The sequence below is a fragment of the Polyangiaceae bacterium genome (assembly GCA_016715885.1).
In the GTDB taxonomy this organism is placed as follows: domain Bacteria; phylum Myxococcota_A; class Polyangia; order Polyangiales; family Polyangiaceae; genus Polyangium.
Map to the genome: position 1 here is coordinate 172,706 of JADJXL010000028.1, position 26,459 is coordinate 199,164.

Here is a 26,459-nt window from a genome sequence, read left to right on the forward strand (position 1 = left end):
CGCCCTAGCTTTCGGGCGCTCACGACGATAATTCAACGGGCTGCTGGGCGCAGGCGGCTCGATTCAATCCACCGCGATTCCCAATCGTTTCGCGACTTGTTTTCGCCACCCTTCGAGCGGCGAGTCCGCTTTCGGTACGGGACGCGCTGCGAGCTTGCGAATGGTCAGACCGACCTGATCCTGGGCATCGGGATCGGCGCCCAAGTCGAGCAAACGATAAACGTCTTCGTATTGGTTCAAGTACGCGAGGCGTAATGCCGGCGTTTGACCCATGGCGTTTTTTACGTCAACCGGCACACCAGCTTGGAAAAGCACTCCGATATGCTGAAAGGCCCCCAGCGAAATGGCCTGATGCACGAGGATCTCGCCTTGTTCCGTTTCCAGATTCGGTTTGCCCCCGCGCTCGAGCAACATCTGCAGAAACTTCGGATCGCGATTCGTCATCGCCACGAGCATCGCGGACGTGCCCATTTTCGTGAGCGTATTCGGGCTGGCGCCCGCCGCGAGCAACGTGCGCACGGCCAATTCGTCATTTTTGGCGACCGCATACATCAGAAGCGTCACGTTTTTCGGCGTCACCTCGTCCAGGTCGGCACCCTGATTTTTCAGCATTTCGAGCGTCGCGAGGTCACCTCGTTCCGCGGCCGACGCCGCTTCTCGCAATCGATGCGTCTCGAAAACTTCGTCCGCGCGCGGCGGCGTGCGCGGCTTCGACGCGTGCGATAGGTATGCGATGACATTGTCGACGTTTTTCATAACATCCCCTCGAGCGTGGCAACATCTTCGCTTTTTTGCTGCTCGATGCCCGCGACGTGCGTGCTATGACGCTCGATCGCTTCAGCAAACCATTTCTTTTCTTGCTCGAGCTCGGCGGCGGCCCAATCTTTCGTGCGCCTGCCCATGTCGAATGGATTCAAATACCCCCAACGACTCTCCGGATGCTCGAACGTCGGCTCCGGCGGCCACGAACGAGGCGTGAACGAGCCGTCCGAGTTCATGTTTACCGCGTTCAAACCGTGCGTCGTGCCAATCGCATCCGGCATGAACCGCGCAATGGCCGAATCTTGCTGCGCCCACGTCAAAATATCGCCGTCCACTTGATACGCGTCCACGAGCTGCCCAGCTTGGGAAGGATCGAGCCCGTACCGGTCGTACGTGCTCGAATGAATCCCCGCGGCATTGAACGTATTTGCGGGCAGCCCCGAAGCGAGCGACCCTGCCGAAGCGAGACCTCCACCCAAAGAATGCCCCGCAATGCTCGCGTTCCCGCCGTACACCTCGGCAACCTGCCGTGACAATTCGACCGCTTGCGTGTATTGCGTCGATTCGAACCCCGTGCCTTGCGAGAGATTGCCCCAGAGCCAATCATTGCCGTCCCATTGGTTCCAGGTGTTCATTTCCGTGCCGCGCATGATCAGCCGATAACTGCCATCGATGTTCGACCGATAAATATCGGCATAAAACCCGGAGCTCGGATCGTTGAACGTTGCATTGCGCAATTCCGGCGGCAAATCCGACGGTCCAAGCCGAGTCCAGCCTGGTGGCGCACCGCTCGTGTTGTATACATCGCTCACGAGGCGCGCATCTTCGACCGACCGGTTGTTGCGCGCGAGGCGATCCGCCGCATTGTTCAGCCGATCTTTCTCGGGCCCATTCGGCATGTCGGCGGCTTTTTTCCGAGCTGCATCGATCAATCGGAGCCGCTCCATCAGGCGCATGCGCTTTGCCGCGTCGGACATCGAGCCGATGATGACCGTTGGACAGCCCTCGTCGATGAGCCCCCCGTGGTTCGTTCCATCGCCGAACCGCGCCGCTTGTTGACCCTCCAAAAGCACCGTCGGTTCACCAATCTGAATGATGTCGGGCGGAGCTCCTTGGCACTCCAAAAGATCCGTCACCCGCGCCGCAGGTTGCCCACCCACCAGGATGGTCGTCGCACATGCCGGCAAAATATCCTTTCCGACATGTTGTAGGCACAGATGATGATCACCTTTTCGCGCGGCAATCGGGTCGCTCATGGGTTCCTCGTCGACGAAGGGGCGAACGCGAGTATCGCCCAAAGCGCGGACGAAGGGAAGAGGGAAAGCTCATCCTTCGAACGACCGCATGCGCAGACGCTCTTGTCCGTCGCGTCACGAGCGCTTGCCTGTACGTGCGGGCGATGCCTTCTTCGCACCTGCTTTCTGCCGCAGCGCGATCGTCACCGCTTCGTCTTCTTCGCCCCTGCTTTTCGCGTCTTCGCTTCGACGACCTTTTTCGCCGCCTTGCGAATGCTTTCGCCCAACTTCCGCATCGCCGTAGCTGGTCATTGCTGCGATGGTTGATCGGATTGTCGTGGGCACGGACAAGATCACGATGCAATGGGCGAACGCCGCGACAATGGCGACGCGATACGCAAACGGCGCGCTCGTGAATTTGCGCGGAGAAGTGGTCGAACCGAAGCGACCACGGCGACCAGCGAAGGGACAGGAGGCTCCGAGCGCGGCGGGGTTGGATTTGGAAGCGGACGAGACGGGGGACGAAATCTGATGTCACCAGGACACACTATGCCGCCGCTGGGCACGTCTGCCAGGCGTCCTTCGCGACGAGCACGGTGTACATTGCAAGTCATACCGTCCCAGCGCGATATCTGCCCGTTCGTTGGCTTGGTCAAATTTCTGCATTTTTCAAAGGGCGGCAACACTATTTCGCTTGACAGCACGACAAGAGTCATGAGAAGGAAGGCTACCATATGATTCGAAAGCGGAAGACGAATGCTCAGCAAAAGCAAGAGTGGCGTGATGCTGATCAGCGCGCGCTGAACCTTTTTCTCCCGAAGCTCGCCGCCTTGAAATCCTTTGACGAAGCATGGGCGTTTGCGCATACACCTCTGCCAAATAACCCGGGACGAGTTCCCCCAGAGCGTAAGTTCTACGATAACTTCGGCGATTTCCTTGATTCGTTCTCGGTCCCACCTGACTCAAGTCCTGCCGAGCGTTCCCTATACCTGGAATTCATCAAGCGCATCGATGCCGCGGGGGAATTGAAGCCAGGCGTTGGAGATAAGGTCAAGTGCGCCCTTCGCAACTCGCTGGCTGAACCGGGCATGCATTAGGAAGTAAGTGCGATGGCAGCGAAGAAGAATAAGACTAAGGACGTCAGCCCTGATTTCGACATGCACAAACTATTCGACAATTCTGGCATGCACAAGCTATTCGATGGTTCTCCGCTTTCCTGGTTATTTGAGGAATCATCGTCTCGTAATTCCAAGGCGGATCCAAAATCAACAGCCAAAGATGTCGCTGCTTGGATGTTGGAGGAAGTAAAAACGAAGGGAACCCTATACCAGAGAGACGCAGTTGAGCACATCGACAGGCATTTCGGTCAGCGATTTGTCTACTCCAACGAGAATGACAATCCGGCCATTTCGACAAACGTTCTAAAGGAATTCGAGCGCATTTCGCTGAAAACAGTCGTGTGGAACAGGCGAGAGTTTTTTTGGAGGCTTCGGCAGCCAAGTGATCCTAGCTCTAGAAGCGTAGACGATTGAAGTCTTACGGCGCGAATTAAGAACCAGATCGATTCTTCATTGGCTGCGTCGCTCGTGCACAAGTCAAGCCTCAACGTCCGCGCAGAGAAAGAAGCCAAGCGGACGAATTTTTTCGTTTTATTTGCCGACCCTCAACCGCGCGGACCTCGCCATGTGGCGCGACGAACGGCGCGGCCGTGCTGAACTTGCGCGCAGATTGATTGGGCGTACATCGTCCGCCGAACTCGTGACGGAATTGTTGAACGACGACCAATCAGGTCGGCACGGTATAACGAAACCGAATGGGCTTGAGGTCCTCGTCCGTCGGTTTCCAATTTTCGATGATTCGTTTGACGCCACCAGACGCCTTCGGTCCATCTTTGGTTTTCGTTACCTTGATATTGTAGACGATGAATAGATCGGTGCGGCAGCGGTATTCGCTTGCGCGCGCGTGATTCACTTCATTGATGGTGACCTCGACCATGGCTCCGTTCGTAGTCGTGCCTTTAACCTCGACGTGGACTTCTTGTTTCTTGTGCACGCACCGAAGGTCATAACCGAGTTTCTCTTGGGACATGTCGTTGACCTTAAAATCGGCGATTTCATAGTGTTTCGTCGCAACATCCATCGCCCACTTTTCCACAACTCTGCGTTTGGCCGAATCGTTTTCATAACCCGCGACTTCATCGTCGAATGCTTTTACATCCTGCTCGTCTTGCGTGGGCCGAGTATTTTTGGCCGAGCGTGATGCCTTCTTTTTCGGCTCTTCCTCGAAGATTCTTTCGAGTTCACGAAAATGTTCATCTGAAGGCGTATTAAAAGCGCGGCGCGGATGTGTGTACCAGACCCATTTCTTGATAATTTGGGATTCCGCGCTCATTCGGTTTTTGACCTTTTCATTTGGCAAGGTGTTCGAAAGAAGTTCGACGTTATCGATTTCTCCCCACCATACAGGTCGACCCTGAAATTTGGGGTGCTTTGGGTCCTTGTAGGGCTCCTTGGCGATTGTGCCACGTCCGATGAGTCCCTCATGCGTGAAGATGAATGCCGTATCGCCAATTTGTGAATTTTGCGGCATCGCGAAACGTAAACCTTTCGCGGAGTTGGTGCGCCGCATGTCGTTTTCATCATCATTGGCGGCCATGAGCACTCGCCCCTTTGGCTGTTGCTTTCCGCGAGTTTGATTGGCTCGTTTATTTCTGTCGGTGTTTGTCCTCATGCAAACACGTTACTCGCAGAATTTCATTCGAGGCAAGGGGTTGTTGCGTTCTCGACGCACGCGCGGTCATCCTGAATCGCACTTTCCGCACCCTTGCTGAGGCCAAGCAACCCGCTCCGGTGTGCTGCATGCCCCGCTGTGTCACGACACACTGGACGCAATCGGCACACCGACGAACGCCCGCGCCCTACTCGCAGCGCGGCGCGCTCATGCTCGTCGTGCGCGCGTTCGTGCGTGCATGCTTGCGCTTGTGCGCGTGGGGCTTGCGTCGCAAGCCGCTTGCATCCGCAAGCGCAAGCCGATTCGACGCCCGCCCCATGACGGCTCCACGTGCGCGTGATTGTCGACGCGACGACCGCGTCGTCGTCATCGCGTTCTCTACGCTCCGCACGCGTGCCCGATGGAGCGAAGTTCCATCAGGACGCACCGTGATCGACTGCGTTTCGCGTGCACGATGCTTGTCCCGCAGTCTCGCTTCCCTCGATTGCACCTACCAGAGAACGCGGGGGTTCTCTGCGCAGAGAACATGCGGCGCGAAGCATCGTCGTGTCATGCGTTTGGTGCGAGGGTTTTTCCGTAGCTCGTCCTTCGCACACGTCGTGCTTGTCCGGGTTTTTCCGGTCGTGTAGACTCGCGTTCGTGCGTCGTTCATCGCGCGTTTTTCTATGTCTTGCTGGCCTTCTTGCGGCGCGCGTGTCGCCTGCGAACGAAGCCGACGACGATCGTCGGCGCCCTGAAAAGCAACTCAGTGAAGCGGACGAAATGCGTTTTCGCGCGTTGGTCAAGGAAGGCGCTCGTGCTGCCGACGAAGGGCGGCTGAACGACGTCGTCAAGGCATACACTGCCGCTCTAGAAGTTCGCTGCGCCGAAAGTGGGCTTTTCGCAGGAATGGTCCTTTGTGTAAGATGAACGTTTGGGCGGTAATCGATGCAAGCAATGAAGAAGCATAGTTCGATCATGCTGGGCATGCTGGTGCTGGGTTTCGCAGGGGCAGGGATGACGGGTGCTTGCGGGTCGGACGCGCCGGTGCCTGTCAATGGGATCGAATGCCCCGTGTCGATGGACGACCTGAGCGTCGGTATGGCCGCAGCAACGGATGCGTGTCCAACCGAATGTTCGGCCGAGGTGGAAAAGCCCTGCAAGCGGTTCAAGATTCAGCTTCAAGGCGATCCCAACAACAACATCGAGACGCGAAGAAAATACAAGGCCGCGTTTGGCTCGGCCTGCTACATGTCCGCGGACATCAATAATAGTACATTCAACTGTTTTTACAGGAAGGTGGAGGGGAAGGGGCAAGCGTGCGAGCACGCCCAGATGGTCGCCCAGGTCTTCGGAGCGGCGCCCTACGCGGAAGGATACCCCTGCAAGGAAGTCCCCGGCACGAAGATCGACCTCGTGCATCGACTTGTGGACGCGCCGCTGCAACACCCGCTCATCGAGGTCGATGCGGTCCCGACGATAGCGGTGAACGGTCCATATCGGAATTTGCCCGAGCCGCAAGATCTCGCGCCGGGCAACGATTTTTACAAGGAGGTTGTCGACAAGAACGGCAACCAAGTCGATCAGCAGGATCTGATTCTAAAGGTCAACCGCGACGCGAACGGTGGGGAGATTCACTCCGATCTTGCGGGTTTCGTGTACCCTTGTGATAAGACTGACCCCTCCAAGATGTGCACGGAGCCGACCGTTCTCAAGAAGCGCGTCCTTATGACGACGACGCCGCGCAGGTCCATCATGTCGCGCGCGCCAAAGACGACACGCTGTTGCCCGTGGGGGACAAACTCGAATGCGAACGCGGCGGTGATCTCACGCAAGCTCAACCATTTTCTGAGGAACAAATACCCGTCAGCAGCCAGAGGTCCTGCAGATCAACCAGGTTACACCCTACCCACCGTGAGGCACCAAGTGACGTGTTGTCCGGGCGCGCATTGACGCCGAGACCAACCTGGCATAACCGTGGCATCATGGTTGAGCGACAACATTATTATGGACGCCTCGTGTTTGACCGCGATGCCATCGTGCGCGCCGCGTTGCGGGCCTACGTCGAACACATCCTTGCACATCTGGATCCGCTCGAGCGCCATCGTTTCACAGCCTCCTCCGCGAATGAGTGGGAGGGCGACCTCCAGCGAGGCGCGTTCCACAACGACAACAGAGAAGGAGACTACGAAGTCGTGGCATGGACCGAGGCGGGCGTCGTCGGCCTGGCGTGCGCTCTGGATGCGGTCCGATCGAGCAGCTTGGCCTCGAGATTGACGAGGTGACAGGTGGGCCGGATGATGTGCGGGGGCCGTGCCCGAGCTTCCCGACGAGCTGGAGCCAGCGTTCGTGATGGCCGTCGGCATGCTCGAGAGTGGGACGAGCATGGGGAGAGATGCAGGCGTCGGCTTCTGGCTGCACGGCGATCGCGTTGGAGGCTCGTTCTTCCTCTTTACGGATCCGACGCTGGCCTGGGGCGCCAAACGGCTGGCCGCGTGGGGCAAGCTCCGAGGCGACCGATTGCCGGTATGGTGGAATCAAGATTACGCCGAGGTTTCGGAGCTCGACCGAACGGTCGCCGCGCCCATCCACGCAATCATCGACGCGGTGGTCGCCCGGAGGCTGAGCGGTCCGACAGAACTAACACCGGACGAGCTTGCGACGCTCTCCCCACGGCTCCCGACCCCGGAACAACTCGTTGCTGTAAACGGAGTCTTCAAAAGGTCGGCATCACCTGGCCCGGTTCGCCGAAGATCCCTGATTAGCCACCGCCGACAGGTTTGGCGATGTCGAATCGGAGTCGACGAGCGATAAGAACATTCCCGACACGAGGTTGACATTCGAATACGACAGGCGGGACAAGTACGGCAATGTCGAGAGCGCCACAGCAAAAGACGCATCGGTCACGTGCGAACATCGACGACGGTCTTCGATGAAGAAGGCGTCTTTCCCGTCAAGGAAATCAACGCGCTCGAACACGAAACTGCGCTCGAATACGACCGACGATTTGGCGCTCTACAAACCCTGCGAAATGTGCAGGAAATGATGGGTTCTACTCACGTTCGTCAATGAAGTAACCTCGACCCATTTTATACGGCAACATGCCTAGCCCGATCCCGTCGCGTGGCTTCCAATCTTGCGGCAACGCGGCCTCATAAATGACGAGCACGCCAACAATGGCCGCCAGGGTCAAGCAAGTCCTACCATCGGGCATGCTCGGAACAGCACGAATCGGAAGACCTCGAAGCCGACGACAAACCTGTTGACGCCAACCCTGGACAGTGTGTACCGTACAGTTCTCTCGTACCATGGTTCAGGAGCAATCATGCAAAATCCCACGATGAAAACACGCGTGTCCAAATGCCTGGAGCTTGCGACGTACTCCATCCGCATGTTCGGTAAGTTCCCGGCGAACGTCGTGCTCACCCAGCTCGCCGCCGATATGACCGCCGCCAAATCGCATCTCGCGACGTCGCAACAAACCTACGAAGCGGCGGTGCTGGACATCTTGCCCGCGCGCGTGGACGCGAAATACGAAAACCACAGGTCCGATCGACGCATTCGCCTGACGCAGCAAAAAGTCGAAATGGCGGACGGCAAAAAAGGCGGCCGTATTGCCGAATTGGTCTTTCCGGAGGGATCGACACCCATCACGCGCCTCCAAGGTGATTCACAAATCCAGGCCATGTCGGACCTCGAAGGTCGCTTGGAATCGGCCATGCAGCTTTGGCCGGAAGCCGCCGCAGAACGGGAGGCCATCAAGGAACACCGCGAAGCGTACGACACGGCGCTCGCGTATCGCCGCAACGTCGGTCAAAACGTGCGCAACAAGCGCGCTCTCCGCAATGCGGCCAAAGAAGCCTTCATCACGAAGTACGTCGAAATCGGCAGTCGCGTCGCGGCCGAATATCCGCGTGACAGCGTCATGCAGGACCTATTCTTCGATGAAGTTCGCACCAAATCAGCGCTCGCCGAAGCGGACGAAGACGACGACGCCGATACCGAGAGCGAAGAAAACAGCGGCGAAAACAAAAAGGGTTGACGCAAATCCGCGCCGACCTCGTACGAGGTGGCGCTCGCACCCGCCCAAAAGGCATCGGCGCCGCTAAGCGCATTCCCTTGCGTCGGCGCAAATCACCGTGCACACATGTGGCAAGCTGATTTGCACGCGTGCAAATGGGTCGCCGCAATTCGAAGGGCGGTCTTTTGCACCGACGAAAACACCATCGCGCACCCGTGGCGCCATCCCTTGCGCGCGTGCAAATCAGGCTGCGCGACGTGTGCGAGGTCCTTTGCGCCGGTGCAAATGTGTTGCCGCAAGCGGTCGAGGTCGATTTGCGTCGACGCAAGCATGATGTCGCAAGGGGTCCACTCAATCTCAAACTTCGCTTGCGAGATTGCAAGAGCTCCACGCGCTCAAAACTTCGCCTTCAAATGCCCGCCCACATACCCAACGACCATCGAGTATCTGCCATTGGCCACGTCATGCTGCGACGTCGTCACCGTGCGCGGCAATATCCCCTGCAATCGCGCGTCCGAGCGCGCCGTTGACGGTGGCGGCGCCGAGGCTGATCAGCACGATGGCGACCGCGTCGGTCTCCACCGGGCTCCCCTCGGCACGACGGCGCGCGCTCAGAACGCAGCGACGAGCGTCGTGGCGATGCGGTCTCCTACGGTCGCGGCAGCCGGTAGGCGTCATACACCCAGCCGAGATCGGCCATCACGCGCTCCTGCGAGATGCCGAACTCCTCGACCCGCTGGTTGGTGTGTCCGCGCCGGTAGCTCGACTGCCGCGCGGCCTGGGCTCCGACCGCGGCCTGGAGCGCGGACGAGGGCTCGATGCCGGCGAACGCCATGCAACGCTCGAAGACCCCGCCGAGATCCTCCTGCAGCTCGGGGTAGCGGACCACCAGTAGCTGGTCGTCGGGGATGACCCGGGCCTCCTCGACGTCGCGGAAGTAGCGATACAGCTCGACGTTGAAGCGGTAGCGGCGATCCCAGTACCGCTCCATGAGCTCGGCCGGGACGTTGCCCGGGCCGTAGAGCTGCGTGAAGAGGTGGTGGTGCAGGCTGAGGTGAGATGGGATGGTCTCGAGCGGGGAGCGGACCAGATACACGATGCGCGCGTCCGGGAAGTGCTCCAGCAGGGTCCGGACCCGCAGCGTCGAGTAGGGCATCTTCGCGACCACCCGGGTGCGCCCGGTGGCGTGGATCTGACGCTGCAAGCAGCCCCGGAACAGCGCCATGCTGGCGTCGCGGTCGGCCTTCGGCTGGCGGTCGGGATAGACGAGATCCCACGGGTCCTGCTCGACGAAACCAAGCGCCGTGAACAGGAGGAGGAACTGGCTGTCCATCGAGAACAGGAAGAGCAGCTCCTCCTCCTCGATCGAATCGATGCGCACCTCGTGCGCGTCCTCGGCGAACACCGCCGAGGCGTCGTGGAAGCCCTTGCCGAGCAGCCGGACGAGCCCGGGGACGAGCGGTCCCAGGAGCTTGCGCGCGGTGAGGCTCGGCACGAGCAGCTCCCAGGTCTGAAAGGCAGGGAACTCCTCGGTCTGGGTGATCAAGCGGTGGAGGAAGGTGGTGCCGCTGCGCGGATGCCCGAGGATGAACACGGGACGCTCGACCGGGACGTCCTTGTAACCCGCCTGGAAGATCGCATCGAGCGGCAGGCTCGCCCGACCGGCGGCGAGGACGGCGAGGCGCGCGAGCAGGAACGGGACGTCGCGAGGTGCGAGGCGCGACGCGCTCGTGCGGAGCATCGACGCGGCGCGGACGAGCGGGTGAGGACGGGTGAATGTGCGTGAGGCGGACATGGATCAGACCTTTTGCAGCAGAAGGGCGGTGGCGGTGAGCCCGGGACCGAAGGCGAGGCTGACGACCGGGGTTCCCGAGGGCACGGCGGGCTCGGCGAGGATGCGCTGCCAGATGTGCGGGACCGTCGCCGACGACATGTTGCCGCGTTCGCGGAGGACCTCTCGACTGAAGCAGACCTGGTCGGGCCGCAGCGCGAGCGCTTCCTGCACGAGGTCGACGATGCGGGGTCCGCCCGGGTGCAGGGCGAACACGGCGCGATCGCGCAGCGCTGTGGGATCGCACCCGGCCTCGGTGGCGAGGGAGTTCACGAGCCCCGCGACGTGGTCGCGAATGAACAGGGGGACCTCGGGTGAGAGGTACATCTTGAACCCGTGGGGCGAGAGGTCCCAGGTCATCTCGTCCGCGCAGCCGGGCAGCACCCGCTCGTCCCAGCCGACCAGCCGTAGCCCCGCGGCCCCGGGGGCGTGGCGCGCGCCGGGGACGAGCGCGTACCGCACGAACCCGTCCGCGAACAGGGTCGCGGTCACGATGTTGCCAGGGCTATGGTCCAGCAGGTCCGCGTGGGCGGAGAGGACCTCGGTGTGCAGGATCTCGACCCGCCGTTTCGGCGCGACGAACCCGAGGTGAGCGGCCGCCAGGAACCCGGCGGCGATCCGCACGCCCGGGAAAGCGCCATAGCAGCCCATGTGCCAGGAGTTGGTGACCGTCGTCCGTCCCCACCCTCGCGCGCTGACGAACCGCTCGACGGGGCTCGGGGCCTGATAGGTGGAGCAGGTCACGTGCACGATGTCGTCGGGAGCCTCCCCGCCGGAGGGGAACGCCTGCGCCAGCGCCTCGTTCACGATCTCGGCGGTGTGCTGCATCCGCCGATCGATCGGGGCCCCGTCGGGCTCGCTGGTCAGCGTCTCGAAGAGACGGGGGAGCTCGCCGCCGAGCGCGCCGGGATCCAGCTCGCGGAGCGCTGGCGGCATGATGAGCAGCATCCGCTGCGCGATGTGGGCTGGCGAGATGCCGAAACGGCGCACGCGATCACGGGTCTGCTCCCACACCTTCCGTGCCGCCTGCGGCTCCGACACGCCGTCGCGAGCGCAGCGCGCGGTCGCCATGAGCCACGCGGTATAGGCCAGCAAGCGCGATTGGGGGATGGCGCGGTCCCCAAGGAAGCTCTCGAAGTCGGTGAAGACGATGTCCTGCTCCGTGAGCGGACGCATCGGACCGAGCAGCGGCGTGGTCGGACGAACCATGAGACACCTCTTCAGAAGTCATCCATCCACGAGGGATCGAGCAGCAAGGCGGGCGCCTTCGTGGCGGGCGTGGTGGAGCGGACCGGTGGTGCCTCGGGCGGGGCACCGCCGACCGCGTCGGCGAGCCAGCGCAGGGTCGGCGCCTCGGCCATCAACTCGGCCGGCACGTGGACGCCGACGAGCACGCGCACCTGCTCCAGCAGCTCCATGCTCGCGACCGAGTCGAACCCGAGCTCGTCGAGCGGCTGGTCGAGCGGGACGGCGGCGGGTGCGCAGCCCAGGCGCTCGGCGACGGCCGCGCGGAGCGCGGTGCACAGCGCGTGTGTATCGGTGCCGGCGGCGGTGGGCCGCCCGGTCGGCCGGGTCCACTGGTACCGCGGCGCGATCTCGCCTTGGTCGAGCGCGTGGCGGGTCGGCTGCCGCCGGACCTTTCCGCTCGAGGTCTTGGGCAAGCTATGGGGCCGGAGCAGCAAAAGGCGGCTGACGCTGGCGAGCGAGGCGCCCGACACCGCCGCGGCGATCGCCTCGGCAAGCGCGGGCAAGGCCGCGTCGTCCACGTCCTGGCGCACCTCGACCGCGAGTCCGACCGCCTCGGTCCCATCCTCCCCGGGGATCGCGAACGCGGCGGCGCACCCCGGACGGACGGCCGGGCTCGCGCGCTCCGCGACCTGCTCCAGGTCCTGGGGATACACGTTGCGACCTCGGATGATCAGGACGTCCTTCGCGCGGCCGGTCACGTAGAGCTGTCCCTGCGCGAGGAAGCCGAGATCGCCGGTGCGCAGCCATCCGTCGCGGTCCTCCAGGCGCTGGCCGAACTCCTCCTGGTTCTGCCTGGGGTCGCCCCAGTACCCGGCGGTGACGATGGGACCGCGGACCCAGATCTCGCCCTCGACCCGCTCGGGCTGCCGCACCCGGCGCTCCACGTCGACGATCGCGATCTCGACGCCCTCCGCCGCGGGTCCGCAGCCGACGACCGGCGGGCCGTCGGCGGTCGTCGTCACCACGAGGCCGTCTACGGCGTGGGCCCCGCTCACGAACAAGGTCGCCTCGGCGAGACCGTACGTGGGCATGAGCGCGCGGCGATCGAAGCCATGAGGCGCGAACCGGTCGACGAACGCCGACAGCGTATCGCTGCGGACCGGCTCGGCCCCGACGAACGCGGTCTTCCAGCTCGACAGATCGAGCGCGGACAGATCGGCGCCGGCCGCCTTTCGCGTGCACAGCGCGTAGGCGAAGTTCGGAGCGCCGCTCACGTAGGCGCGAAACCGCGAGATCGCCTCGAGCCAGCGGAGCGGCCGCTCGATGAAGTGCATCGGGGAGATGAACGTCAGGGACCCGCCCACGTAGATTGTTTGGATCACGTTCCCGATGAGCCCCATGTCGTGATAGAGGGGCAGCCAGCCCATTACTTCGGCGCCCGGCGCGATCCGCATGGCCTGGCCGATCATCTGCTGGTTCGCGAGCAGGTTGGCGTGGGTCACGCGCACGCCCTTCGGGGAGCCGGTCGAGCCCGACGTGTACTGCAGGAACGCCAGCGCGGTCGGGTCGGGCGAGACCGGCAGGACGTCGTCGGTGGTCGCGGCGACCGCGTCGGTGGGCAGCAGCCGGAGCGCCGCGAGGCCGGGCAACTGTTCGGCCATCGCCGCGGCGAACCCGGCGAAGGCGGAGGTCGTCAACACGGCGGTCGGCGCGCAGTCCCGCGCGATGGCCTCGACCGCGGCGACGCCCCGCGCCATCCGCGGGGGTTCGGGCGGCCAGGCGGGCACGGCCACCACCCTCGCCATCAGACAGCCGAAGAAGACCGCGATGAACTCCAGCCCGGTCGGATAGAGCAGGATGACCCGGTCGCCGGGCTGCACGCCCTGGGACCGCAGCCACCTCGCGATCGCGCGGGCGCACATCGTCAGGTCGGCGTAGGTCCAGGTGGCGATCGGTCCGGTGACCTCACCGCGCTCCAGAAAACGGAGCGCGGGCCGGTCTGGAACGTCCGCACTCTGGCGATTCAACAAATCTACGAGTGTCGACACGAACGGCATTATGTCGACACGAGTTCTGCATGCATACAAAAAAATGTCCCTGACGAAGTTCGCGCGGGCGTCGGACATGCTTGACGTCCACTGCGGCGACCACGCACTCCCCGGCGAGCGAATCGGGGACATCCTCTCAAACTTCGCTTGCGAGATTGAAAAAGCTCCACGCGCTCAAAACTTCGCCTTCAAGTGCCCGCCCACATACCCCACGACCATCGTATAGCGGCCATTGGCCACGTCATTCTGCGACGTCGTCACCGTGCGCGGCAAGATCCCCTGCAATCGCGCGTCCGCGTGCACGTCGAGCCACCGCGTCGCACGATACACTCCACCAATTCCACCCAGCAACCGATGCCCATCCGGTGATGCCGCGTCAATCGTACCATCCGGCGACGCCGGTGATTGATAACCCGCTGTCGCTGACAAAAGCAGCGCGTCCGTCAAAGAAAGCCGCACGTTCCCCTCGACCCAAACAGTATCCCGCCACGCCCGCGGCAATACCGTGCGAACCGTCGGTCCCAAGCCAAGCTTCGGTTGCGCGAGCCGTGGAGATTGCGCCGTCACGACGAATGCATCGACATCCGAATAAAACACGTACGAGACGAATCCATCGACGCGCAAACGCCGCATGACTTGGTATCCCACGCCCGTCGTGATTCGCTTGGGCAAACGAAATGCAAGATTCGCTTCACCTTGGACGAGCGGCGGGTACTTCAATCCTTGCGCCGCGAGGTCCTGCGTAAAAAACGGATCGTTCAAATCGACCTCGAATTTTCCGCGATAATTCATCTGCGCGCCATGCTGGTACGACAAGCCAAACCTGAGGTCTGCCGTAGGCTCGTACATGATGCCAGCATTGAACGTGATCCCGTTGCTGATGGCATCGCGAATCGATATGGGCCTTTCGAGCACCTGCAATTCACGCACGTGACTCGGCGCCCGCGAACCGAATTCATTGGCCTGGCTGATCGGCGGATTGGCAAACGCTCGGCGAAACTCTTCGAGCTCAGCAAAGTCCTGCATTTTTGACATGCTCGCATAACCGCTCACCCACGTGAGGCTTCCACCGATCGACAATCCACGGCCAACTCGCGCCGCAGCCGACGCAGAAACATGGCTCGCGACGATGAATGCGTTTTGCAGGCGAAAACGCTGCGGACCATCGTCGGGATAATCGAGCGTCGCGGCATAAGGCACATAAGCGCCAAGCCCCACGACGACGCGACGATTCAAAGGCACCGCGAGAAAAATGTCACCCACCGGAGCGAGCGGCATGGCCGTGACCGGCTGGGCCCATCCGAACTTCGTCGCGTCGATTTCAATGGGCAAAAGCGGCGCTCGTAATCGAAGCGAATCGGGCGTTTGATACGTACCGAGCCGTTGCCGCGTATAGCCGATGCGACCCGCGACGAGCCCCCCGCCGGCAAATAGCTCGCAATGGTCGATTCCAGCAAGTGCCCCCGGATTCCAATGAATCGCGGCCGCGTCCACCGTGGTCGGACCGGATTGCCCGCTGCCGACGAGTGGCACGTCGAGCCCCGATGCGTCCGCGCGCGAGGGCCACATGATCGCGACCATTGCCACTGAAATCGCGATCTTCCGATAATGCGCGCTCGAGACCATGACGGGGTATTCCCTTCCGGATCAAAAAACTCGTTTCACTTCGAGGCGAATTCGACGGGCGCTTGGCTTTTCCAAAAGGCGGATCTCGAATACGGCCCCGTCTGCATCCTGCATGTAAAGCGTGTCGTCTACCCGGATGCGCACTTTTTCATGGCTCGTGTCACCATCCACGCTTTCGCGCGACGATATTTTCGTTCGTAGCGAAGCATCACGATAAAACCCGGGATTCCCATATGCATACGGCCGCACGGATTCTCCCGTTTCGTCCTTGCGGATGTCCTCGGGCGCGACGAAAAACAGCCAATCATCGACGGTGCCCTCGGGCTGCACATAGAAAAAGTCCGCATCGCCGTGCGTCGTATCGGAAATTGCCTCGGCAACGCCCCGAAGCAAGACGGGACTCTTTTCGAGGTTCGTGCGAATTCGAGTCACGATGTCGGCGGTTTTTACGCCAATGGGCACATCTTCGACCGGCATGACGACATTCGCTTCGCCTTCGGCGAGACCTCCGTCATGCAAACGCGTTTGCGCCACATCGAGCAGCAAATCCGACAAGTAGGCTCCCGCAGGTGGCGGCCCCGAAAGCACGACACTGGGATCCACTCGAATTTCGACCCAACCATCCGCATCGATACATACCTCGACGGCTTCGAATGGCGGATCGACTTGCCCAGCAGGCGAATACGTGGTGCAATGCGCCGGAATTTTCGCTGCAATGCGCCGGCCTACGTCGGCAAGCAGGGATTCGATGACCCATGACGGCTCGGACCAAACAGGGGAATCACCCAAGGGCCGTGGGGTCTTGTTTTTTCCCATGGCCACTCGTTGGTCGGATTCTTCGATGTTCATCACCAATTGCCCGATGTGCAGGTTTTCCCCGAGCCCTTCGATGGTCATCCACTGCGGATCCCCAAAGTCGAACGCTTCGTCGATTTGCATTCCCATGCTGTTGACGCTGGCTTCCGCCGCGCGCGATGCCTCGATGCCTTTGAACGGCAGCGCATTGACGCTCACTCGCACGGTCATTTCAAAATTTTGTTTCGCCACGGAAATGCCGGAAACGGATTGGATGAATCCTGGATGCATGTCGGCCGGACCAAATCGTTCTGCGAGCGTGCCGAAGTCCATCGCAATGTCTGCAAGGCTTACGGCAATGAAACCAGGCGGCACGGGATAAAGTCCCGTCGGGTTTTGATCCGTCGCGGGACCTTGACGCAATCGCGCACGCGGATGCGTCGCTATGATGCGTTCGAGCACCACGTCCGCGACGACATCGATAGGTGCGACGCGTTCATTCGGTGCCGCGGCGAGCAGGTCCGCGAGAATGCGCGACGGCGAAATACCGACAGCCGTACCAATAGCAGCAAGCTCCGCGAGCTTCGTACCTTCGAGGCGCGTGTTTTCAGGGGTCATGTTGAGCAGGTAAAACATGTTTTGCGCCGCAGGCTCGAGTGCATACGCTTCTTCCGCGGACAAAAAAACGAATCGAGCGAGCGCATTTTCGACGAGGGGCCGGGCATCGAGGTCGAAGAGCCACGTTTCTTCGAGTGTTTTTGGTGGCAATTGACGCAAATCGGCCATGGACAGCGAACGGCCGAAGTTTTCGACGTCGAGGCGCAAAAAACGAAGGTCGACCACGCGTGATTCGCCGAGGTCGAGCGCATCCGTTTTTGGAGGAGGCTCCAGCACGAGCGGCTCGCTGCAGCCGAAAACGAGGCCCCAAAGGCCCAAGGTGAATGCCGGGCGCATGTTCAATCGGACCTCCCGAGGTTTTTCACGGCAATCTCGAGGGGAAACGTTTGCCCGAGGTCTTCGGGGACGAAAATCGATAACTCGTACACGTCGCCGCCGTCGTCCTGTGCATAAAGAACGCGCGAGCCCTTTGTGAGCAATACCTTTTCATGTTCGGTGTCGTCGACCCCCGGAATGCTCGTCCTGGATACTCGACTGGATTCAGTCAAATCGGCCCGAGAAAAGAAACCCGGGCGCATATAGGAGTAGGGTTTGGGCTGGCCTGGGTTTTCCGGGTCGGGACGCACGTCCGACGGCGCTACGAAAAACAGATACGGCTCGTCCGTGGGCAAACCCTGCATGACGAACACGTCGAGGTCGTCATTTTCCTGCCAATAATTGCCGGCGATGATATCGGCGATCGTTTCCTCTTGCGATTGCAGCACGGGGCGCATTTGTCTCACGAGCTCGGCACCACGAACGCCAATGGGAATGCCGCGCAAGGCAAGAACCGGACGGGCTTTGCCGGGCGCAATGTCGGCCACGCCATCACCCGTTGGATCGTGAAGCTGCACCAAGGCGACGTCTTCGAGCAAATCCCATAAGAATTGAGGCGATGGAACCATGATGCTTTCGAGGTCGTTCGTGAACGTCGCAAATCCCGGCATCGAGCCTTGTTTGCCGATATCGACCCCCACGAGGCAAAGGCCATTGAAGCCCACGTGACAGCGCTGGTACACGCGCTTTCCGTATGCACTTTTCGCGGCTTCTCGCACGATGTTCCCCATGAAAAACGGGCGACAATGTGGATTGCCTGCGCAGGACCCGCTCGCCGGAGCTTCCTCGATGGCAAGGCGCATGTCGATGGTCGGGTCGTCCTCGATGCCCTCCACCGTGAACGCTTTGCCATCGGTGAAATCGAATGAAAGCGGCGCTTTGCCCAGCACGAGGAACATATCACCCGCGCCCGAGGAAAACTCGATCCCTTGCACGCGGTACAAATTGGACCGTGCTTCGACGCGCATCCGGAAATTCGGACGCAGTACATTGCTTTTCGTGCGAAATCCAGAATCATCCGGCAGCAATATGCCAGGGTGCTCGCCTCCATTCAAATATGGCGCTCGGCCCACGGGACCGAATTTGTTGGCAAGTGGCGCAAGGTCGAGCAACGCATCGTGAAGGCTCACGGGCAAAAGCCCACGCTCGTTCATGACGCTGGGATGCGTCGCGAGCAGATTGCGCTGAAGCGAGCCGACGATGGCCGAAATCGGAACGATTGCGTCGGTGCGACGAATGCCCAGCGCCCCAGCGAGCACTTCGGCAAAGTCGAAACGAAATGTGCCCGGATTCCTATCGACGAGCTTGGCGAAATCTTCGAGCGACGTGCCGGCCAAATCCACATTGGCCGGGGTCGTGCCAAGGAGCCGGACGAGGGCGAATTCGGGGGACGATCGCCAATTTGAACCGAAGGATCGACCGAGCGCCGTTTTTTGACAATCATAGCCCGGATCATTGGCATCGTTTTTCCAACTGGTACCACACGCATCGCGGATCGTCGTGACGACGTTTTCGAGCAGCGTCGTCGATTCCACTTCGAGCAAGCGAATGCGCTGCGAAAAGACCGGCCCAAAAAGAGACAATGCCTTTTGTTTGTCCAAATCCAACGTGACGGGCACTTCGGACGAGACATCCGGAAACAGCAAATATCGATTGGGCGCGGCAATCGCGGAAACTTCGTCGCCTTCGACTTCGCCATGACGCGCCGGTAGTTCGTGATCCGCATTTTCAGTCGGAACGGCCCCACCGCAACCCATGGTCGATTCGGCGACGATGATGACGACGGACCAGAATTGACCGCAACGACGCAGAAAAAAGCGCATGCGTACGTCTCCGTCGAACGCTCGGGTGGTGCGAACGTGTACATAAGGCGCGCCCGAAATCGCGCCGCCGGCGAGTTTCACGTTGTCTCGCTAACAAGCAACTTGGCGCGAATGACTCATTCGTCAACGGCACATCCACCCTTTGGCCAGGGCACGACAGCGAAACCGTCCCGAACGTGCTTTTGCGACGACTGGGATGAGGCGCACACAATCCGTCCGTCACGATGAACCTCGGTGAGGCCGCTTTGTCATGACGCACCTTCTTGGGAATCCTCACCGTTTTGGCGTATGCTGCGGCATGTCGAGGGGATTCTACTTTCACTGTTCCCCCCGCAGCAGGGCATTCAGCGCATGAACAACGGCCCCCCGTCGTCGCGTCGAGATCTCGAAGGCCCAGCGAGCGACCTTGCTAGACCTCCCGCGTCGCGTCGCGCTTCGGTGTCGGCGACCTTCGCGGCATTCCTCGAGAGCCTTGGCGCCGAGGTCGCGTATGGGCTCGTGGGCGGTGCGGTCGTGCCGGTCTGCGATGCGCTTGCGCGAAGTGGGATCTCCATCATCCACTGCCGGCACGAATCGGGTGCGGCGTTCGCGGCGCTCGAGGATAGCCTCGCGACGGGGCGGATGACCATCGTTTTCGCGACGGCTGGGCCTGGGATCACCAATGCGATCACGGGGCTTTGCTCGGCGCGTATCGAGGGTGCGAAGGTTTTGCTGGTCTCGGGCGGGACGATGGCTGCGCGACGGGAGCGGGGCGCGTCGCAGGAGACGACTTTGGCGACGTTGCCCGCGGGGCTTTTGTCGGAAGGACCGGTCTTTCATTACGCAGCGATCGTGGAGCATCCGACGCAGCTTCCCGCCGTGCTTCGGCGGATTGCGCTTGGCGCGCGTGCGATCGAGGGGTTTGTCGCGCATGTACATTTCCCGCTGAACGTGCAGACGGCTGCGGCGCAAGGGCGAGCGTTTGCCCAGAGCGCGTTGCCGGGGCCCGCAGCGTCGACGGAGGCACTCGACACGGTCGCGAAGATCCTCCGCGAGGAAGCGTGTGCGTTGTGGGTCGGATTCGGTGCGCGGGGCGCGTCGAAGCTCGTTCTTGCGCTGGCCGAGCGATTGCAACTTCCGGTGATGTGCTCGCCGCGGGCGAAGGGCATTTTTCCCGAGGATCATCCGCTTTATATGGGCGTGACGGGCGTCGGAGGGCACGCGCGGGTCGCTCAATGCCTGCGATCGCTCGGGATCCAACGGACGCTGGTGCTTGGTTCGCGGCTTTGGGAGTGTACGTCTTTCTGGAACGAGTCGCTCGCGCCGCCGGAGGGGTTTGTCCACGTGGATGTCGACGCAAAAGCCTTCGGCGCGGCGTATCCGTCGACGCCGACGGTCGGGATCGTCGCCGAGATTGGCTCGCTGCTCGCGGGACTCTTGCCTCGCGTCCCCGATCGACGGGAGCAGCCGATTGCATTGCCTGCGAGGGAAGAGACTGCGCCGCTCGAGCCGCCGGTCGAGGGGTCGGTGAGGCCGCGGTTCTTGTTCGAGGCGCTGCAGCGGGTCGTGGTGGAGGGATCGGACGCGGTGGTGCTCACGGAGGCGGGCAATGCGTTCGTTTGGGGGAGCCACGTGCTGCGGTTTCGGAAGCCTGGACGATATCGCGTGGGGCTTCATTTTGGATCGATGGGGCACGCGACGACGGGGGTGGTTGGCGCGGCACGAGCGCATGGAAAGGCGGCCGTGGCGGTCGTTGGCGACGGCGCGATGCTCATGTTCGAGGAGGTGAGCACGGCGGTGCGTTACGGCATACCGGCGGTCTGGGTGGTCATGAACGATCGACGGTATGGCATTGTCGAGCACGGAATGCGGGCACTTGGGTATTCGCCTCTGGAGACGACGCTGCCGGACACGGATTTCACGCTCGTGGCGCGTGGAATGGGTGCTCTGGGCAGAAGGGTGACGCGCGAGGCGGAGCTCGACGCAGCACTACGCGAGGCGCTTTTGGCACGATGTCCCTTCGTGGTCGATGTATTGATTGATCCGGACGAACGTGCCCCCATCACCAGCCGTTTTCGGAGTTTGGAATCACAGGGCGTAATGCCAATGGAGGATTTTTTCACATGACGACCTCCGCAGGGATGCGATCGCTCGCCATTACATTTCCTGGTGGGCTGAAGACGAATGACCATTGGGTCCGCAAGTACCCCGATATGGTGGAGATGGCGGTCGATAAAAAGAACGTCTGGTCCAACCCGAAGGCGGATGGCGCGTCGGCGGAACAGAGCGCGTTCGGGGCGGAGATGCTCAAATACATCGACGATCCATTTCGCGGGGCGAAAGAGCGGCGAGTGCTCTTGCCGAACGAGAATGCGCTGACGATCGAGACGCGCGCTGCGGACATGGCGATCGAGGCGGCGGGCATTTCGCGGTCGGACATCGATCTCGTCCTATCGACGTCGTTTTTCACGGACCTCATGGGCGTGGGCAATGCGACGTTCATCGCGGGCAAGCTCGGGCTTTCGTGCGCCGCATGGAATTTGGAGACGGCGTGCTCGGGAGCGCTCGCGATCTTCGAGACAGCGTGTGCGCTCGTGCGGGCGGGCCAATACCGCACCGTGCTTTGCGTCGTGTCGTGCACGTATTCGCGCTCGATCGACGAGAACGACACGATGGCGCTTTTGTCGGGGGACGGAGCTGGAGCGTTCGTGGTTGGCGAGACGCCCGCGGGCGAGGGGCTCATCGCTTCGTCGATGTTCCACAGCGCCAATACGTGTGACGCGTTTTTGTTCGACGTGATCGACGACGTGCCGCGGGGCACGCAGGCGGTTCGGCTTCGTTCGTCGAAGGGCGCGGGCCGAATCATCCGCGAGACGTCGGAGGCTGCGCTGCGGAACGTCACCCAAGCGGCATTGCGCAAGGCGGACCTTGGCATATCGGACATTGCCTGGTTCGTCGTCAACACGCCGACGGCTTGGTACACGTCGTTCTGCGCGCGTGTGCTCGGTTTCGACCTTGCGCGGAGCGTGAACACGTTCCCTCGTTACGCGAACTGCGGCCCTGCGTTGATGCCTGTGAACCTCTATACGGCGGCGGTCGAGCTGCCGATTCGGCGCGGGGATCTCGTGCTCATTCATACGGTGGGCAGCGTATCGAGCTCGGGGACGGCCATCGTGCGGTGGGGCGACGTGGGGCTTGGTCCGCCACCCGCGCCTGCGGTGGTGACGTTTTAGTGCTTTGATCGAGGCATTTTCGGAGATCGTTGCCGCGAGCTTCCCACGCGGGCGCTTTTGCTGGTAATGTGCGCGCGTGGAGATCGTCTTAGACCGGCCCGATGTGGTGATGGGATGGCACGCGCCCGTTGTCGTCGTGTGGTGGCGGAACACGCCGAACCTCGCAGCGGCCCAGGCGGTGCATGAGAACTTGACGCGCGTCATGCAAAATTACGGCGTGGGTTGTATCTTCGTGGTGCTGACTGATACAGCATCCGTTGGAGCGCCGGATCGAGCATCGGCGGACGTGCTGGGCAAGACGACGCGTTCACTCGAAAAGTACATCGTGGCGCATGCGTTCGTGATCGAAGGGACGGGGCTCAGGTCGAGCGCGCTGCGACAAACGGTGAGGATGCTTCAGTCGTTCACGCGGGTGATTTTTCCGCAGACGATCGCGCAAACGACCGAAGAAGGCTTCCTTTGGGTTGCGCGGAAAGCTCAGTTTTTGACCGAGGAGGAGGCGCGGGTGATCCTCGGCGAAGTGAAGCAGATGAAGGCCGCGCGCGGCGCGTAGCGACAGCTCATCGTTCCAGGACAAACGAGTCTGTCCTTCCAAACTTGGCTCGGTCCCGGTTTGATGAAAGGGGTAATCGGGGGTTGGGGGGCCGGGCCTCGCCGTGCTGTGCGAAGCGCGGGGACCTCCCCAATGAACAGCCTCGCGTGGTCCCACGCGCGAGCGAGCGCAAGCTCTGGCCGGATTCTATAACCCCTTCATGATCAGCGGGTGTTTGTCGATGAGGGACATAATTTCCTCGAGCTCGAGGTCACCGCCTTGATTTGCCAAGACTGCCAATTCGCGTGCTTTCAGGAGTTTCTCTTTCGTGGCCTTTTTGCGCTCGGCTTCGGTGTCGCACAGGCTCGAGCCGTTGCTCTTGAATCCGCATCCTTTGAGGGCTTCGGCATACGCCACGATCGCGCGTCCTTTGGCCATTGCGGGCGCACCGGGCTTCAATAGTTTGTCTAGTGGAATGTTCATCTCCGTCACCTGATCGAGATAACCGACGCGCGTCTTCCAGAAGACTCGGATGCGGACGTTATCCGTTTGCGCATACATGCTGGGATCGCAAGCGGTGACCTCGAGATTGAACACCATCGCGTCATTGGGAGCGAGATGCTGCGCCGTTACGGGCATTTCGCTGATTTCTTCGGTGGATATGCCCTTGACGCGGAAGTACCAAGGCAGACTCACTTCGACTTGGACGCTTCGCGCTGCAATGTCCATCGTTTCGTCGAAACGCTCCGTGAAAATGCGTTGCGCCTCTTCGACACTGTCCAAATACACATACGCACCGCGACCCGCGTCGGTCACGTCGTTCATGAGCTTGTCGTTGTACGAAACCGCAGGTCCCGTGCCGATGCCAATGAGATAAATCCCCTCTTTGTCCGCATCGGCGCTTTCTTGGGCGATGAGCATCGTTTCCGTGACGCCTGCATTCACGCCACCGTCGCTGATCATGATGACGCGATTCATCAAGCTCTCGTTCGCATGGTCCTTCGCAATCTTGTAAGCTCCGCCGAGCGCCGTATACAAATCGGAATTTCCGCCTGTCGTGAGCTTGTCGAGATGGGCAAGCAGCATTGGATCTTCCGGCCCCGTGACCACGTACCCATCGAGCTTTTCGATTGCCATATCAGACGCGACCATGCTCACGATGTCTCCGGGCACGAGCATTGACGAAATGGCCTTCACAGCGGCTTTGGCGCGGGTGATCCCGGGGCCCTTCATGGAGCCGGACGTATCGATCAGGAACGTGAGATTCATCGGACGGCGCGGAACGAGCGCGTCGAAGGAGCGAACGCCGAGCTGAAATTCGGCGACGTGAGGGTTTTCGGCCTTCTGCTCCATGTCGGGGAAGAGGTTCAGCGAGCCGTACGCCGGCACAGGATACGCAATACGGTAATAATTGAGGAACTCGTAGGTACGAATTCTCGCGGGGTTCGGTTCGAATCCGATGTTGATCAATTCCCTTACATGCGCAGGTGATCCCATCGAATTCGAATCATCGGCGGACATGTAAAACGTTCGCTGAACTTGGTCGATGCCCATGCAGGACGCTGGAATGGCCAAAGGATCAACCGAGCCCCCATCTCCGACTCCCCCATCGACGTAGCCAGCGCCGTCACCACCGGCGCCACCGGCGCCACCGCCACCAGTGAGACCAGGTCCACTGCCCTCACCACCCGATCCGGCCGTCGTCTGAAAGGTACCGCCACCAGAACCACCCACACCGTTGTCTTCGGGGCACCCGGCAATCTCAGGATTGCAGCGGGGAGGCTCGGAGTCACCAGGAATACTGCAAGCAACCAGCCCCACACCTATCGCGCCGAGGACCATTGCGAAACCTAGATAACCGTGATGACTCCTATGACCCATGGGAACCTCCAAGTATTCTGCTCGTATTGCTTTGCGCGATTGGACGTGTATCGAATGGCGGGTCTGGGACGATGTCCCTCGGATGACCTACAGGCCCGTCATAATCAGGGGATGTTTGTCGATGATGGAAATGATCTCGTCGAGCTCGACGTCGCCACCTTGATTTGCCAAGACGGCCAATTCGCGTGCTTTCAGGAGCTTCTCTTTCGTGGCCTTTTTGCGCTCCGCTTCGGTGTCGCAGAGGCTCGCGCCGCTGCTCTTGAATCCGCATCCTTTGAGGGCCTCGGCATACGCCACGATGGCGCGTCCTTTGGGCAACGCTTTCATCATTGGATTCTTGAGCGAGTTGAGTGGCACGTTCACTTCGGTCGTCTTATTGAGATAACCCACGCGCGTTTGCCAAAATGCACGAATGCGGACATTTTCACCAAATTCGTACACCATGGGATCGCAAGCGGTGATTTCGAGATTGAACACCATTGCGTCATTGGGGGCGAGGTGTTGTGCCGTCACAGGAGCTTCGCTGATTTCTTCCGTGGAAATCCCCTTGACGCGGAAGTACCACGGCAATGTCACCTCGACCTGGACGCTGCGCGCTGCAATGTCCATCGTTTCGTCGAATCGCTCGGTGAAAATGCGTTTCGCTTCTTCGACGCTGTCGAGATACACGTACGCACCGCGCCCCGCGTCGGTGACGGCATTCATGAGGTGATCGTTGTACGAGACGGCAGGTCCCGTGCCGACACCAATGAGATACACCCCTTCTTTGTCCGCATCGTCACTTTCGGAGGCAATGAGATCCGTTTCCGTGACGCCTGCATTCACGCCGCCATCGCTGATCATGATGACGCGATTCATCAAGCTCTCGTTTGCATGGCCCTTCGCAATCTTGTAAGCCTCGACGAGCGCCGTATACAAATCGGAATTTCCTCCCGTCGTGAGCTTGTCGAGATGGCCAAGCAGCATTGGGTCTTCCGGCCCCGCAACCACGTATCCATCGAGCTTTTCGATATCCGCATTCGTCGCGAGCATGCTCACGATGTCTCCGGGCACGAGCATCGAAGAAATCGCTTTCACGGCGGCTTTGGCGCGGTCGAGCCCAGGGCCCTTCATGGAGCCGGAGGTATCGATCAAGAACGTGAGGTTCATCGGACGGCGCGGAACGAGCGCGTCGAAGGAACGAACGCCAAGCTGGAATTCAGCGACTTGAGGGGTTTCGGTCTTCTGCTCCAGTTCGGGAAAAAGGTTCAGCGAGCCATATACCGGCGCAGGGTATGCAATGCGGTAATAATTGAGGAATTCGTAGGTGCGAATTCTGCTGGGGCTCGGCTCGAATCCAAGATGGATCAATTCCCTCACGTGCGCGGGCGATCCCATCGAATTCGAATCGTCGGCGGACATGTAAAAAGTCCTCGGCGATTTATCCATACTCATATCGATACAACCCGAGGGAATATCCGGTGGTGGCGCAATAGGCTCCGCGTCGCCAGCGCCAGCATCGAAATACCCGGCCCCGTCGCCGCCTGACCCACCCGAGCCGGTAGGGGGGACGGTGCTGGCCCCGTGCCCGCCTTCACCGCCCATGGTTCCCGTCGAGCCTGGTGGCTGACTACATATTACATCGCCGCTGCCCCCCGCACCACATTCGAGCGCAGCGAAATCGGCATCCTGGGCACAGGCCCCCACCATGACGCCAATCGCACTCAAAACCAAAGCAAATCCTACATAACCAAGATGAATCCTCGAATTCATGGGAACCTCCAAGGTTGCTGCTCCGGTCTTTGATGAAGCGACTTTCGCAAA

The 26,459-nt window shown here is 60.9% G+C and carries 24 protein-coding genes; 12 read left to right on the forward strand and 12 right to left on the reverse strand.

All coding sequences use genetic code 11. From position 1 onward, the window contains the following. Nucleotides 1-63 precede the first annotated feature (63 nt). The 3 genes from IPM54_41955 to IPM54_41965 all read right to left on the reverse strand — a co-directional run bounded on the left by IPM54_41955 (nucleotide 64) and on the right by IPM54_41965 (nucleotide 2,309). On the reverse strand, nucleotides 64-756 hold the full coding sequence (locus tag IPM54_41955; protein ID MBK9266338.1) for an ankyrin repeat domain-containing protein: 693 nt from the start codon (nucleotides 754-756) through the stop codon (nucleotides 64-66). Continuing rightward, a complete protein-coding gene (locus tag IPM54_41960; protein MBK9266339.1) occupies nucleotides 753-2,018 on the reverse strand; it encodes a PAAR domain-containing protein in 1,266 nt (421 codons plus the stop codon). Before IPM54_41960 ends, IPM54_41955 begins: the two co-directional genes overlap by 4 nt. 114 nt (nucleotides 2,019-2,132) lie before the next feature. Next, nucleotides 2,133-2,309 (reverse strand): hypothetical protein, encoded by a 177-nt coding sequence (locus tag IPM54_41965; protein MBK9266340.1) that lies wholly within the window; start codon nucleotides 2,307-2,309, stop codon nucleotides 2,133-2,135. 7 nt (nucleotides 2,310-2,316) lie between these two features. Here IPM54_41965 and IPM54_41970 point away from each other — a divergent pair, with 7 nt between their 5' ends. The 3 genes from IPM54_41970 to IPM54_41980 all read left to right on the forward strand — a co-directional run bounded on the left by IPM54_41970 (nucleotide 2,317) and on the right by IPM54_41980 (nucleotide 3,529). Further along, nucleotides 2,317-2,529 carry a hypothetical protein gene (locus tag IPM54_41970; GenBank protein MBK9266341.1) on the forward strand — a complete coding sequence of 71 codons (213 nt, stop codon included), beginning with the start codon at nucleotides 2,317-2,319 and terminating at the stop codon, nucleotides 2,527-2,529. A 202-nt stretch (nucleotides 2,530-2,731) separates the two neighbouring features. Continuing rightward, complete coding sequence (locus tag IPM54_41975) at nucleotides 2,732-3,094, forward strand: hypothetical protein (protein ID MBK9266342.1); 363 nt, start codon at nucleotides 2,732-2,734, stop codon at nucleotides 3,092-3,094. A gap of 195 nt (nucleotides 3,095-3,289) precedes the next feature. Then, nucleotides 3,290-3,529, forward strand: a complete 240-nt coding sequence (locus tag IPM54_41980) for a hypothetical protein (protein MBK9266343.1) — start codon at nucleotides 3,290-3,292, stop codon at nucleotides 3,527-3,529. 253 nt (nucleotides 3,530-3,782) lie between these two features. Here IPM54_41980 and IPM54_41985 read toward each other — a convergent pair whose 3' ends face one another. After that, complete coding sequence (locus tag IPM54_41985; GenBank protein MBK9266344.1) at nucleotides 3,783-4,652, reverse strand: DUF3883 domain-containing protein; 870 nt, start codon at nucleotides 4,650-4,652, stop codon at nucleotides 3,783-3,785. Between the two features lie 714 nt (nucleotides 4,653-5,366). On the opposite strand from IPM54_41985, the gene IPM54_41990 reads away from it, so the two are divergent. From IPM54_41990 to IPM54_42015, 6 genes are all read left to right on the forward strand, one after another. Then, complete coding sequence (locus IPM54_41990; protein ID MBK9266345.1) at nucleotides 5,367-5,636, forward strand: hypothetical protein; 270 nt, start codon at nucleotides 5,367-5,369, stop codon at nucleotides 5,634-5,636. A 27-nt stretch (nucleotides 5,637-5,663) separates the two neighbouring features. Further along, the gene (locus tag IPM54_41995; GenBank protein ID MBK9266346.1) at nucleotides 5,664-6,659 is read left to right on the forward strand and encodes a hypothetical protein; all 996 of its coding nucleotides are present in this window, start codon (nucleotides 5,664-5,666) and stop codon (nucleotides 6,657-6,659) included. 32 nt (nucleotides 6,660-6,691) lie between these two features. After that, nucleotides 6,692-6,991 (forward strand): hypothetical protein, encoded by a 300-nt coding sequence (locus tag IPM54_42000; protein ID MBK9266347.1) that lies wholly within the window; start codon nucleotides 6,692-6,694, stop codon nucleotides 6,989-6,991. 28 nt (nucleotides 6,992-7,019) lie between these two features. Then, a complete protein-coding gene (locus tag IPM54_42005; GenBank protein ID MBK9266348.1) occupies nucleotides 7,020-7,520 on the forward strand; it encodes a hypothetical protein in 501 nt (166 codons plus the stop codon). Nucleotides 7,521-7,613: 93 nt separating this feature from the next. After that, nucleotides 7,614-7,778, forward strand: a complete 165-nt coding sequence (locus IPM54_42010) for a hypothetical protein (GenBank protein MBK9266349.1) — start codon at nucleotides 7,614-7,616, stop codon at nucleotides 7,776-7,778. A gap of 280 nt (nucleotides 7,779-8,058) precedes the next feature. Continuing rightward, nucleotides 8,059-8,748, forward strand: coding sequence for a hypothetical protein (locus IPM54_42015; protein MBK9266350.1), 690 nt, complete (start codon nucleotides 8,059-8,061; stop codon nucleotides 8,746-8,748). 628 nt (nucleotides 8,749-9,376) lie between these two features. On the opposite strand, the gene IPM54_42020 is transcribed toward IPM54_42015, so the two are convergent. The 6 genes from IPM54_42020 to IPM54_42045 all read right to left on the reverse strand — a co-directional run bounded on the left by IPM54_42020 (nucleotide 9,377) and on the right by IPM54_42045 (nucleotide 19,112). After that, on the reverse strand, nucleotides 9,377-10,522 hold the full coding sequence (locus tag IPM54_42020) for a sulfotransferase (GenBank protein ID MBK9266351.1): 1,146 nt from the start codon (nucleotides 10,520-10,522) through the stop codon (nucleotides 9,377-9,379). A gap of 3 nt (nucleotides 10,523-10,525) precedes the next feature. Continuing rightward, nucleotides 10,526-11,767, reverse strand: coding sequence for a type III polyketide synthase (locus tag IPM54_42025; GenBank protein MBK9266352.1), 1,242 nt, complete (start codon nucleotides 11,765-11,767; stop codon nucleotides 10,526-10,528). Nucleotides 11,768-11,778: 11 nt separating this feature from the next. Beyond that, nucleotides 11,779-13,872: an AMP-binding protein gene (locus IPM54_42030; GenBank protein ID MBK9266353.1), complete on the reverse strand. Its 2,094-nt coding sequence runs from the start codon at nucleotides 13,870-13,872 to the stop codon at nucleotides 11,779-11,781. 96 nt (nucleotides 13,873-13,968) lie between these two features. Then, on the reverse strand, nucleotides 13,969-15,363 hold the full coding sequence (locus IPM54_42035; protein MBK9266354.1) for an outer membrane protein transport protein: 1,395 nt from the start codon (nucleotides 15,361-15,363) through the stop codon (nucleotides 13,969-13,971). A gap of 78 nt (nucleotides 15,364-15,441) precedes the next feature. Continuing rightward, nucleotides 15,442-17,175 (reverse strand): acetyltransferase, encoded by a 1,734-nt coding sequence (locus IPM54_42040; protein ID MBK9266355.1) that lies wholly within the window; start codon nucleotides 17,173-17,175, stop codon nucleotides 15,442-15,444. Next, complete coding sequence (locus IPM54_42045; GenBank protein MBK9266356.1) at nucleotides 17,172-19,112, reverse strand: hypothetical protein; 1,941 nt, start codon at nucleotides 19,110-19,112, stop codon at nucleotides 17,172-17,174. The genes IPM54_42040 and IPM54_42045 overlap by 4 nt, the downstream gene beginning before the upstream one ends. Before the next feature lie 270 nt (nucleotides 19,113-19,382). Between IPM54_42045 and IPM54_42050 the strand changes: the two genes are divergently transcribed. The 3 genes from IPM54_42050 to IPM54_42060 all read left to right on the forward strand — a co-directional run bounded on the left by IPM54_42050 (nucleotide 19,383) and on the right by IPM54_42060 (nucleotide 22,796). After that, a complete protein-coding gene (locus IPM54_42050; GenBank protein ID MBK9266357.1) occupies nucleotides 19,383-21,137 on the forward strand; it encodes a thiamine pyrophosphate-binding protein in 1,755 nt (584 codons plus the stop codon). Beyond that, nucleotides 21,134-22,243, forward strand: coding sequence for a 3-oxoacyl-ACP synthase III family protein (locus IPM54_42055; protein ID MBK9266358.1), 1,110 nt, complete (start codon nucleotides 21,134-21,136; stop codon nucleotides 22,241-22,243). Before IPM54_42050 ends, IPM54_42055 begins: the two co-directional genes overlap by 4 nt. A gap of 76 nt (nucleotides 22,244-22,319) precedes the next feature. Then, nucleotides 22,320-22,796, forward strand: coding sequence for a hypothetical protein (locus IPM54_42060; GenBank protein MBK9266359.1), 477 nt, complete (start codon nucleotides 22,320-22,322; stop codon nucleotides 22,794-22,796). 186 nt (nucleotides 22,797-22,982) lie between these two features. Here the strand turns inward: IPM54_42060 and IPM54_42065 are convergent, their stop codons facing one another. Continuing rightward, nucleotides 22,983-24,656 (reverse strand): VWA domain-containing protein, encoded by a 1,674-nt coding sequence (locus tag IPM54_42065; protein ID MBK9266360.1) that lies wholly within the window; start codon nucleotides 24,654-24,656, stop codon nucleotides 22,983-22,985. An 87-nt stretch (nucleotides 24,657-24,743) separates the two neighbouring features. Then, nucleotides 24,744-26,408 carry a VWA domain-containing protein gene (locus IPM54_42070; protein ID MBK9266361.1) on the reverse strand — a complete coding sequence of 555 codons (1,665 nt, stop codon included), beginning with the start codon at nucleotides 26,406-26,408 and terminating at the stop codon, nucleotides 24,744-24,746. Nucleotides 26,409-26,459 lie beyond the last annotated feature (51 nt).